Source organism: Priestia sp. YIM B13490 (assembly GCF_042787735.1).
GTDB lineage: Bacteria > Bacillota > Bacilli > Bacillales > Bacillaceae_H > Priestia > Priestia megaterium.
On sequence record NZ_JBHZOT010000033.1, the window covers coordinates 1 to 11067 of the forward strand.

12 protein-coding genes and 1 pseudogene are annotated in these 11067 nt (G+C 32.3%); 6 read left to right on the forward strand and 7 right to left on the reverse strand.

Annotated features, from left to right (window positions below; all coding sequences use genetic code 11):
• Positions 1 to 363 precede the first annotated feature (363 nt).
• Positions 364 to 564, forward strand: coding sequence for a cold-inducible protein YdjO-related protein (locus ACFX4R_RS29145; protein WP_043978988.1), 201 nt, complete (start codon positions 364 to 366; stop codon positions 562 to 564).
• Positions 565 to 813: 249 nt separating this feature from the next.
• On the opposite strand, the gene ACFX4R_RS29150 is transcribed toward ACFX4R_RS29145, so the two are convergent.
• Both ACFX4R_RS29150 and ACFX4R_RS29155 read right to left on the reverse strand, forming a co-directional pair.
• Positions 814 to 1014, reverse strand: a complete 201-nt coding sequence (locus ACFX4R_RS29150; RefSeq protein ID WP_025751380.1) for a cold-shock protein — start codon at positions 1012 to 1014, stop codon at positions 814 to 816.
• 939 nt (positions 1015 to 1953) lie between these two features.
• Positions 1954 to 3309, reverse strand: coding sequence for a purine-cytosine permease family protein (locus ACFX4R_RS29155; protein WP_102812989.1), 1356 nt, complete (start codon positions 3307 to 3309; stop codon positions 1954 to 1956).
• Positions 3310 to 4162: 853 nt separating this feature from the next.
• Between ACFX4R_RS29155 and ACFX4R_RS29160 the strand changes: the two genes are divergently transcribed.
• Positions 4163 to 4534 (forward strand): hypothetical protein, encoded by a 372-nt coding sequence (locus ACFX4R_RS29160; protein WP_165575026.1) that lies wholly within the window; start codon positions 4163 to 4165, stop codon positions 4532 to 4534.
• A gap of 157 nt (positions 4535 to 4691) precedes the next feature.
• Here ACFX4R_RS29160 and ACFX4R_RS29165 read toward each other — a convergent pair whose 3' ends face one another.
• The 4 genes from ACFX4R_RS29165 to ACFX4R_RS29180 form a co-directional block, all read right to left on the reverse strand.
• Entirely contained in the window at positions 4692 to 5003 is a 312-nt protein-coding gene (locus ACFX4R_RS29165; RefSeq protein WP_098621865.1) for a hypothetical protein, read from the reverse strand.
• 351 nt (positions 5004 to 5354) lie between these two features.
• Positions 5355 to 5915, reverse strand: coding sequence for an SMI1/KNR4 family protein (locus ACFX4R_RS29170; protein ID WP_165575025.1), 561 nt, complete (start codon positions 5913 to 5915; stop codon positions 5355 to 5357).
• Between the two features lie 20 nt (positions 5916 to 5935).
• On the reverse strand, positions 5936 to 6199 hold the full coding sequence (locus ACFX4R_RS29175) for a hypothetical protein (RefSeq protein ID WP_165575024.1): 264 nt from the start codon (positions 6197 to 6199) through the stop codon (positions 5936 to 5938).
• A 71-nt stretch (positions 6200 to 6270) separates the two neighbouring features.
• Positions 6271 to 6711, reverse strand: a complete 441-nt coding sequence (locus ACFX4R_RS29180; protein WP_377571691.1) for a hypothetical protein — start codon at positions 6709 to 6711, stop codon at positions 6271 to 6273.
• A gap of 292 nt (positions 6712 to 7003) precedes the next feature.
• Here ACFX4R_RS29180 and ACFX4R_RS29185 point away from each other — a divergent pair, with 292 nt between their 5' ends.
• Positions 7004 to 7426: a tetratricopeptide repeat protein gene (locus ACFX4R_RS29185; protein ID WP_377571693.1), complete on the forward strand. Its 423-nt coding sequence runs from the start codon at positions 7004 to 7006 to the stop codon at positions 7424 to 7426.
• Between the two features lie 140 nt (positions 7427 to 7566).
• Positions 7567 to 7803, forward strand: a complete 237-nt coding sequence (locus ACFX4R_RS29190; RefSeq protein ID WP_165575022.1) for a hypothetical protein — start codon at positions 7567 to 7569, stop codon at positions 7801 to 7803.
• A 723-nt stretch (positions 7804 to 8526) separates the two neighbouring features.
• Here the strand turns inward: ACFX4R_RS29190 and ACFX4R_RS29195 are convergent.
• Positions 8527 to 8817, reverse strand: a pseudogene (locus ACFX4R_RS29195) (RHS repeat-associated core domain-containing protein); the annotation flags it as partial.
• A 605-nt stretch (positions 8818 to 9422) separates the two neighbouring features.
• Here ACFX4R_RS29195 and ACFX4R_RS29200 point away from each other — a divergent pair.
• Together ACFX4R_RS29200 and ACFX4R_RS29205 are read left to right on the forward strand one after the other, a co-directional pair.
• Positions 9423 to 9830 (forward strand): hypothetical protein, encoded by a 408-nt coding sequence (locus ACFX4R_RS29200; RefSeq protein ID WP_165575021.1) that lies wholly within the window; start codon positions 9423 to 9425, stop codon positions 9828 to 9830.
• Positions 9831 to 10209: 379 nt separating this feature from the next.
• Entirely contained in the window at positions 10210 to 10830 is a 621-nt protein-coding gene (locus ACFX4R_RS29205; protein WP_165575020.1) for a MarC family protein, read from the forward strand.
• Positions 10831 to 11067: the final 237 nt, after the last annotated feature.

The window sequence follows — 11067 nt, forward strand, 5'->3', positions numbered from 1 at the left end:
AAATGTTTGACTTGCTCAATTTAAAAAATAAAAATTAACGTTGACGTTTGTCGCTTTGTTCAGTTTTCAAAGTTCAATGTTCACATCATAAGTTGTCGTTTCAACGACGCTTAATAATAATAAAACATATCAAATGAAACGTCAATAGTTTTTCTAAAAAAAACATTCTTTTTTATTTCCATTGTATTTTACACGTCACGGTAACAACTATTCATTAAACATTAATTATTATATCTTAATATCCCCACTCCACTTTTTTCAAATGTGAAATTGATGCTAATAAAATATGAATGAAAGAAAAGATATAAAGTATCTATGCTCTCTTTATAAGGCATACTTATAAAGAGAGGAGTAGTGATTAGTATGTATTATAGTAAAAGAAATCAAGAACCTCCGGTTCAAGAAGAAACAGAAATTTGGGAATGTACAGTAGAAAAGTGTAAAGGCTGGATGAGGAAAGACTTCTCTTACGATAGTCATCAGAAATGTCCCTTATGTAAAAGTCAGATGGAAGCTAAAAAACGCCTTATTGATAAAATCCCCCGTAATCCCCATAGAAGATAATGTACACCTATGCTTTTTAAAAGATTAAACACTACCTATATATATAAAAGTCTTTGTTCATATTTGCTTTCTATTTCTATTATATGTTATAACTAATTAACCTTGTATCGATCGTCTTGTCTAAAACCCAGGCTTTTTTTAAAGCCTGGGTTTTCTATTGAACTAATACTAGATAAATCATAGTTTGCTAATTATAAGACCATAAAAAAAGACTCCTTTATAAGGAGCCTTTTTTGTTATCACTTTTAATTATGCTTTGTGAACGTTAGCAGCTTGTGCTCCACGTTGACCTTCTTCGATATCAAAAGTAACTTTTTGACCTTCTTCTAATGATTTGAAACCTTCACCTTGAATAGCACTGAAATGAACGAATACATCGTCTCCGCCTTCGATTTCAATGAAACCGAAACCTTTGTCTGCATTAAACCATTTTACTGTACCTTGTGTCATAATGTTGCCTCCTGCTGTGGAATACTCCACAAATGTATTACCAATCTTGCCCAAACATACTATTTCAAGATAAAAACTTCTAATTAGGTTTTTTCTTTTCTCAATATACCGAACAAAAATAAGTTATCTGTAGTGTAACATATAGTAGAGTTGATAGCAAATAAGGAAAACAATACCTTTAACAAATTCTATCTACTCACCTTTCCCCTATCAAAAATTTATGATATGGCATAAGTGGCATAGCTATTTGATGCTCCAACACATCAAATAAAATGAATAAGTACATACATATCTCTATTTATTATAGCTATTCATAATAAAGCTTCTTTATTTAATCTTTGTTATAAATAAAGGGTGCATGTAATCCAAAAAACCCCTGTTAGCTTTACTGAATTATAAATAGGCTATTGGGATATTCTATTTAAGGAAGAAGGAAAACAAGTTATTGATTACAACTAATCATTACAAAGCTTCTTACATTTGGGATGAGGTGTCTACAGCAGGCATATTTCAGAAAACCTTATTGTAAATCGATGTATGTTTGATTCATAAGGGGATGGTAGTCATGAGCGTAGTAAGAATATATATAATGGGTAGACAATAACGTTCATTTATAACTATGCAAATGAGGTGTTTGTCCCAGACCAAGAACGATTTCGTTCACATTGTATATCTTTTTAGTTCAATGCTTAAATGAGGTGTTTGTTAAAGAGAATATACTTTTTCAAGTTACTGTTTCATTAGGCAATGCAATTACGTAAATGAGGTGTTCCTTAAAGATCATATGCTGCATTAAAAGCTATTTTTTTCCTTCTTCACATGACGGGATGCATAATCGTTTGCATCTCGTTTTTGTTACATAAAAAAAGAATGTTTATTCTCTTTTCATGGGTTAAAGAAAGGCCTGTATCTGTTTAGATACAGGCCTTTCTTTCGAATTCAGTTACTACAAACTTCTTTATTTAACTTTTGTTTCATCGGAAAATAATATAAGATTGCAGGAACTATTATTCCAATTAGCCACGCAATATCTGCGCCCCCGAATGCCTTTGCTATAGGACCAATGTAGAATGATGTGTTAATAAAAGGAACCTCTGCAATAATTGATACAGCAAATGCCATGCAAGTGATTCCGTTTATTTTTCCGTATTGACCATTTACATCGAAGATATCTTTTACATTATATTGACCACGGCGTAATAAGTAGTAGTCCACAAGATTGATAGACGTCCAAGGAATCAAGAAATAACTAATGAAAAAGATAAAATTTAAGAAAAATGATAGAAAATTACTTTGGCCTAATAAACATAGGATAGTACCTGCCAATGTAACACAAAACATCATCCCTACTCTAACTTTTTGTGTTACTTTCAGCTTCCAAAAGGGCTCTATAGTTGTAATGGTTGACATGAAAGCACCATATAAATTAAAAACATTAATAGCTAGTTGACCAAAAATAATGATCAAATACATAAAGATAGCAAAACTTCCGAATAAGTGAGCTAAATTCCCACCAGAATGATCAAGGAAATTAGGAATAGTAGTTGTTAAAGTTGCTCCTAAAATCATCATCCATACAGTCCCTACAAATGTACCCAGGTAACTATACCAAAAGGTTTGTGCAGTTGATGTATTAACGGGCAGATAGCGTGAATAGTCTGCTACGTATGGTGCATATGCTAATTGCCATGTTGCTACAATGCTGATAGCGAGTAAAAATACAGGTAAATCCAAACCACTTAATGAAAAACTTCCTGTCGGAAGTGGTAACTGAAATATAATAATTGTTGCTACTAGATACACAACAAATGAAGACCATGATAATACTTTCTGCATTTTATGAATTAAATCATGGCCAAAAATTGCAACAATAAAACAAAGAATATTTAAGATTATTATAGCCCAGCTTTGATTAATGGGTATTAAACTGTTTAATGTTTGTGCTGCAAGCACACTGCTACTTGCGAAAAAACCTAAATACACAAACATTACAAGAAATAACGGGAAAATAGCTCCGATTACTCCAAACTGTGCTCGACTTTGAATCATTTGAGGAATTCCAAGTTTAGGTCCCTGAGCAGAATGTGAAGCCATGAAAATAGCACCCAATAAGGTTCCAAGTATAATAGCTGCGAAACTCCAAAATAAATTAAGACCTAAACTAATTGGTAATGCACCTGTTACAAGAGTTGTAATGTGCATGTTTGCTCCAAACCAAATGGGGAACAAACCTTTTGCTTTTCCATGACGTTCGTCTACTGGAACAAATTCAACGCTACGTGTTTCAACTTTCAATAGATATACCACCTTGTAAGATATTTGCCGCTTGCACTCTAAGTCAAACTATATAATTCAACGTTTTAATACTTACTTATAGTAGGTGATGAATCATTCGTATAATTAACATGTATTCCCTTGAATCATTTGATATAACAGCTATATAAGACTTCGCTACGTTTAATTAAGTAACAATTTCATCTGTGCTCCTTTTATAAATTGCTGTTCATAAAAAAGGTGGTGCAATGGAGGGATAAACTTTCTTAATAAGAGGAACTGCAAGGTTTTAGTATCTAACTGCTTAGGTATCTTCTTATTTAATTTGATAATTTTTTATACGGTCTCTTAGAGCATTAGTATACATAATAACATAGATGCGTCTTCTATCAACAATTTCTTTAGGACCGTCCAATACTACTTGAGGTATTGAAGTTGCTTTCCCTGCGCCAGCTTTTCCAATCTAACTTATTTATTCAAATATCAAACTTCTTTTTATTTAATCAAAAACGTTCATAAAAGTGCATAAACATATGAAGACGTTCGTAATTTGCTTTAAAACGAAAACGAACGATCAAAGTGATAGATTCCTTATATAAAATAAAAGTCCGTAAAGGTATACTTTTGCGAACTCTTTTTCAAATTAAAGATGATGTTGTAGGTCTATGAATGTTTCCTTAAAGTTAAAGAACCGATAATTGTTGTTATTGGAAGTATGTGTAGTATAAAGTAGACTAAACGGAAATTTCATATAAGAAACAAAGTAATATGAATTTCTAAATAGAAAACCACTTAAGTAGACAAATTATTGGAAAAGCATCATATTTATAAGTGTTGTGCTTGAATATAAACTAGTTAAAGGGGTTTTACTATATTGAAGTTAGTTTGTAAAAGTTGTGAAATAGAAATTTCTAACGTATTAACAGAACTACGGGATTTAAGCTTACTTAACGAAGAAATTGGAGAAGATCATACTCCTTTAGACTATATCCCTCAAGGTTATTTCTTGATCGTTGGTGAAGATGATGAAGTTGATAAAAAAGGTACAATTATTATAAATATGAAGGACCTAATCAATTCTAAGCATCATCCAGATGGAGATCGTTTAAACGGATGCTGCGGTTTAGATGGATTAGACGGTATGAACAGAGTCTGTTCAAATGGTCATGAAATTGGTACTGAGAATTCAGATTGCTGGATGCCGCATTACATAGCTATAAATCCGAATATGGCAAGCTTCATGTAAAGCATTTCCCATTCCTTCATTGGAGAAAAATAACTATTTTTTAGCTTTGATGTAGGAAATATGGTTTTATGACAAAAACAATGGCAATTAAAATCCCTAGAAAATTTGTTTCTAAGGGATTTTTGTTTCCGTTTCACGTACTATCGTTAAGTTACATTCAACTCACTTCTACTTCCATATAACGGATTCCAAAAAACGTGTAATATGTAACCCGATAATTTTCAATTGATTTTTTTGCGACACTGTCCCATTCATGCCCATTCGGTTTAGCCTCGTAACTTTGCACCATTAATTTATCCAGTGGTTTAAGTGACCATTTTCGAAAACTTTCTTGAAGTTGTTCCACTTTCTTTTTTTCTTCTGGAGAGTGTAAAGATACTACTTCATTACTTGTTATTCGTGGTATACCAACAGCTAGAAATATAATGATTCCAACGAGAATACCATAATTCCATAAGTATTTTTTCATTTTAGTTATTTTCTCCTTTTTGTTATGAGAAGGTACAAAATATGGATAGCATATATATGGATTTAACGCCTCTTTTTATCATTGGCTTTTTGAGTATCTTTTATTGTTTTAGCCATAGCGAAAAATATAATTAATACTATAACAATGCCAAGTATCATTCCTCCAAACAATAGGTCTACCCCTTCCTAACTTCCTATTTTTGTTAATTATATCATACAGGTTAATAATAGCTCTTATTATAGGTTGAAAAAGGACATTAAATCGAAGTGATTTTCTATTGCTTACTAAAATAAAGCCGTGCTATTTCGGAGCAAAATATGTAGTTTCTACAAGTCCAACTTAGCTTATTAATTATTTACGTCTATAACTGCTTTTTAATTGCTTTGGATCTAATGGGGGTACACGAAATAATTGCTTTAGAAAATCATCAAAAGTGTCTGCTATTTTGATATACTCCCATTCTGTAGTATCGTCTGTTGAAGCTGAGAAGTTTTCTGCGATATACATAACAGCAGGATCTTGCAATCTATTACGATAATCCAACACAACCCAATAGTGAAAATCCGTCCACAAAACCACAAATTCACCCTTGAGTTTGGCTTCTTCCAATAGTTCTTTGGAAGACAAGATACTTATATCATCATTTTCGAAATGTATAGGATCAATTGTACTAATGCTTGCCCTGCCTCCATAAGGAATACTTTCTGCATCTCCATCAGGTAACATAAAGTACGGGTAGTTTAATCCCCCACCATTTCTTATTTTCATTAAATCCAATAATGAACTAGGTAACTTAACACCTAAAATAACTTCAGCTTGCTTTATGATTTCATCATTTATCGGGTAATCTATACGCTTATATTCACTATCGTCGCTCCAAAAACTATCTCCCTGATAAAATTCTTTTTTCAAAATCTTTACCTTCTTTCGCTTTAAGTGTTAAGTAATTGTTTTAGTTCCTTTTTCAAGCTTTTATAATGCCAATTAATATGATCAAGCTCGACCTCTATTTCAATTAATTGCTCTATTAGCTTCTCTTGGTCTAGTGAAGAACTAAGAGTGTCTGTAATCAATCGATCAAGTTTATTACTACTTTCGTAAATGTCGTTTAAATCAACTGCTAATTCAACATATTCCTTGTTTGAATTGAGTAAGGAAAGCTTCTTTATGAGTTCATCTACAATACTTGGGTTCATTCTATCTCCTCCTGTTTAATTAGTGTATATTCTAGATACTTCAAGCCTTCATAAAAGGTTATTGAAGATGGTTAGAAATCTAAAATTGAATCAATGTTTTCGGCATATTCATCAACTAGTTGAGACCCTTTCTCTTCAGCTTCTTCCTCCTCTAATTTCTTATCTTCCAACCACTGTTGATAATGACAAAGTTCATGGGCAATGCTGTCTAACATCGCATACAATGCATCTATTTTTCCTCTTTCTCTAATCAAATCTGTATAATCCCCAGTAGCAATGCGGATATATGGTTCAACATCTTTTTCATAGGGAGCAAAGAAAGTAGCTGTTACCATCTCCTTTGTTGTCCGGTTCTTAATTTGGTAATCTTTTTTTAGGTAAATAACAACTCGGATAGGAAACTCCATTTGCGTTCTTAACCATTTACAAAAGTTAATGCACGCTTTTCTTACTTCTGAGTCTACGCCAGGCTCACTCCTTAATCTTAAACCTGTTCTAGGGTAGTCATTCATGTTTATTTCCTCGCATTCAATCTTTTATTAACATTAGTAGTTTATTAGAATGATGTGGTTCCATAAATTTCTTCATTTGTCATATTATCGACTCATTTTACCATACATCATGTATAATAAAGGAACTTAATAATAGAAAGTCGGGAACGAATTGAAAAAATTTCTTCTTTATATGCTATACTTCTCTCTTATTTATGATGTGGTCCATTTAGTATATAGGACTATAACAAAATATAGCCTTGAGAATTTCGGTTACGATGTCTTTTCAGTAATAAGAGACTTAATTGTCATTTTGATTATTTTTAAAATCACTCGTCCTAAGAAAAAGCGAACAAAGTTCAAGCACTTTCACGATGCAGCTATTAGTGCGGAAACGGAAAAGGAATATGAGAAAGCACTTGATATTAGAAATGAAGGTCTAAAGTTTTCAGGCTTGAATAATACAGAGCAAGCGAGTCTATATGCTGGAAATGGGGGAACATACCTTTATTTGAAGGATTATAACAATGCTACCCTTTGTTTTGATAAAGCGTTTGAACTAGTTCAAGAAGAGAAATTTCCATATGATGAACAATACATTGAGGTTATTGATAGTTATGTAAAAGCGAATCGAAAAGAGGATGCTCTTAAGTTAGTGGAAAGTTTATTACAACGGCAATCTTACCATAAGAAATTTAAAAGGGGCAATCTTACCATAAGAAATTTAAAAGGTTAGAACCCATAAGAGAGAAATTATTGACATAATACAATTAACCTCATCTGCAATAAGCAGTGGCTAATGTGTTGACCAAGCAATCTAACTCAGTATAGGTTATAAAGTTTATATTTAAAAATATTTAACGGAGGATACTTACTTTGTTAATCATAATTAGAAATTCTTTAATAATAGCTGTTTGTATTTATTTAGCAAGTGTTTTTCTCCCTGAAGTAATGAATGTAAATGAGAACATTGCAAAATATTTATTTGTAATACCAGTTGGCATTTGGGGTATTAAATCAAAGAATAAATGGTGGATTAATCTTATTTCTTTTCTTTTAGCTCTTATTATTTTAATTTTTTCTTTGGATTTATTACCCGAAAGTATGCTATAAAAGATAAAAATAAAAAGCTATCTCATAGAATGAGATAGCTTTTTATTAGGATTGCTAATTATAAAGTACCAAAATATAACCGTAAGTAAACAATATCATATTTTTCCATCATTGATAAAAATATAATCGTTACAAAAAAAGAAAGCAAAAAAGACAATATAGATGTTATGATTCTTCTTTTAAACGAGATAGTATTATATCGTTTATAAACATATACTAAAAATAAGAGTGCTAGTCCATAAATGAAGTATGACCCCAAAAATGACATTATTGAATTTAAATGAAATAATGATTCATTGTAATTTTCTAATAGTACTTTAACTATTAGTACAATGCTAAACAAAATCGTTTGATAAAAAACTAGTAAAACTAGTGGCATTAAAGTATCTCTCCTTATTAGATGTCACTGAACGTACATACTTTTTGTAAATAACTAAAAGGAAAGCAAACAAAGAGGTTTTACATTTGTTTGCTTCAAACACTTCTTCAAAAATTTTACTTTTAATGCGTACAGAAATTGATTTTGTTTTTATAGGAAACATTACATTTACCTGTTGGTGTAGATTGAAAAATCAATATAGCCGTTATTTGGTTTTTTATCTCTTTTATCGATTTATTTTGCAGCGAAAGTTCCAGGATCTAAATAGTTGAATGCAGTGTTAACTATCCAATCTAAGCTTTTTAATACCGCCGTCGATGCCCTAATAATTATGAGTTTGTCCCTCAAACGTCTATAAAAAAACTGTTTGCTGCCTTTGCTCCTCTTTTCTTAATATAGGCTATTAATGCACCTAAACCTATACTTCCTGTCAGTGCCATGCTTATTCCGGCAGCAAACAGTTTCACAGAGATCCTAGAATGTCCACTTGGATCGTAGTACATAACAGGGGTATTTTGTGCATAAGCATACTGGTTTAAACTCAACGTATCATCTGTAAAACCAAGGAACGTATCCCTTGTTATAAATCGACCAATACTAGAATCATAATAACGAGCTGTTAAATAGTATTGGTTGGTATCTTCATCTTAACGGTATCCCGAATAACGATAAGGGTTAGAAGAAGCTAACGCGCCACTTTGAGAGAGAATATTTCCCCAAGCATCATACGTATATTGAGCGACTACATTACCACTTTCATCTTTAAAGAAGTAATATCTTGATGTTAATAATCGACGTAATAATCCAATATCATACAAACTTTATAACAAATAAAGAAATTCTATATGTATATTACTTGTTGTTCTTATAAAACATACAAGATGAACCCGATGACATAAACCAAAATAGCAATTGTCCATTTTACTGTTCGGGAGCATTTGAATTTGTCTAATTTACTTGATAGATAGATAGCAATTATGCCAATAACAATATAGGCCCAGGGTGCCCTCCATGACTCAGGAGTCAGGGTAAAGAGTATCCAACATGTACCTAATACAAATGCAACACTAAGCTGAGATGAGTTCTCTTTAGTTTTATGTCTTTCACTTCTTGTCGGTAGTTGATTAGCGTCCATTTAATTCTTCTCCTTCCTTATCATTACATTTTATCAAAGGATTGGGGTGATTTCAGTCATGAATAAAAAATTTGTATAATAAGGGTGTATGAAGGAGGGAAATAAATGAAATTTACACATTTCCGTAATTTAAACAAGAATGAGAAATACTCGACTAATAAAAGACAACTTAAATTAGTCTTTTTCAACATAGAAATGGATGTTTCATTTGGTTTGGTAAGAAAATTCGAATTTGATAGTAGGTGTCCTAACAAGCCAAATATCTTTGGTAACGTAGTTGCTTCAATTTCTTATTCCAGAGATAGAACTGTTCTTTTTTCGCTTTATCCTCTTTCAATTGCTGATTATCCAAACCGTGCTTCCGATGATTTTAATAATCAAATACTATTAACTATTAAACAATGGCTTGAAGGTCAAATTAACAAACCAGATACTGCCCTATTGGGTTATGAACAACTTGTTATTGAGTGGACTGAAAACGAACATTTGCTTCATAAAGTAAAGTTCTTATAAAATTATTTCTAACAGCAACAGCTCTGTGGAATGCACCCAAAGACGAGTATGAACAAAGTATTCATAGTGTAATTGGCATGCTAACAAGTGGTGTACTTCGTCCAATTATCGGTACAACTTTGCCACTCCAGCAAGTATCGCAAGACTTTGAACAACTAGAAAAAGGTGTAGGGAATGCTAAACTTGTTTTGATAATTGACCAATTAATCTACATAATTTTAAGTCATTCACTTAAATTAAATGCTGGATTAGTCAACTAAGTAAATACTAGAAGGACCTTACAGGGTCCTTTTTCCATTAAAAAGTGAAAATATAGGTGGATAGGTTAACGAAGTAAGCTAAATGGGTATGTACTATTAAGATGAAAGGAGCTTTTACAATGTTAGCTTTAATTCTTAAACTTACTATCTCATTTTTTGCTGTTATGAATCCCCTAGGAAACATACCTATTTTCATTACTCTTACGAATGATTATTCTATTCAAGAAAGACGTCATAGTGCAAGGAAGGCTGTCATTATCTCTTTTATTATTCTTACCCTATTTTTACTTTTAGGAAGTTTTATCTTTTCCGCCTTTGGGATCACCATACATGCTTTTCGTGTAGCAGGAGGAATCTTAATCTTTGGAATTGCCTATAGCTTGCTTCATGCTAAACCTTCTAATGCACAAAGTCCTCATTCGCATGAACAAAAAGCTGCAGCTTCCCAAAATGATATTTCCATTACCCCCCTTGCTCTGCCGATTATGGCTGGACCCGGAACAATTGCGACAGTCATGTCTCACAGTTCTTATTCGATAGCAAATCTAGGGAGTGTACTCATTAGTTACACCCTTATATTAGGAGTTACTTTTATCCTTTTCTATTATTCTACATCTATTATCAACAAGCTCGGACAGAATGGTTTAAATGTTATCTCAAGGTTAATGGGATTAATACTAGCAGTGATGGCTATACAAATGATTGCAGAAGGCGTTCACGGGTTATTTCCTCATCTGTAATCATTCAAAAAGACTATTCCTATAGGAACGAGCATATGTATAAAAGGTGCGCTTTTTATACATTCTCGTTTCTTTCAACTATCCACAGAACGTAGTCATATCAAGGATGTATAAAAAGCTGCATAAAGCAGAAATCGTAGCCTGACTTGAACCCTTGCAAATGAACTGCGCCCCAATTGTTAGACATAATCTAACCAATTGGAGGCGCAGTTTTTATGAAGAGATTTTCAGAAGAAG

What these genes read in the sequence shown, in the direction of transcription:
- ACFX4R_RS29145 (WP_043978988.1), top strand. Translation starts at nt 364, where the DNA reads ATGTATTATAGTAAAAGAAATCAAGAACCTCCGGTTCAAGAAGAAACA.
- ACFX4R_RS29150 (WP_025751380.1), bottom strand. Translation starts at nt 1,014, where the DNA reads ATGACACAAGGTACAGTAAAATGGTTTAATGCAGACAAAGGTTTCGGT.
- ACFX4R_RS29165 (WP_098621865.1), bottom strand. Translation starts at nt 5,003, where the DNA reads ATGAAAAAATACTTATGGAATTATGGTATTCTCGTTGGAATCATTATA.
- ACFX4R_RS29175 (WP_165575024.1), bottom strand. Translation starts at nt 6,199, where the DNA reads ATGAACCCAAGTATTGTAGATGAACTCATAAAGAAGCTTTCCTTACTC.
- ACFX4R_RS29180 (WP_377571691.1), bottom strand. Translation starts at nt 6,711, where the DNA reads ATGAATGACTACCCTAGAACAGGTTTAAGATTAAGGAGTGAGCCTGGC.
- ACFX4R_RS29200 (WP_165575021.1), top strand. Translation starts at nt 9,423, where the DNA reads ATGAAATTTACACATTTCCGTAATTTAAACAAGAATGAGAAATACTCG.
- ACFX4R_RS29205 (WP_165575020.1), top strand. Translation starts at nt 10,210, where the DNA reads ATGTTAGCTTTAATTCTTAAACTTACTATCTCATTTTTTGCTGTTATG.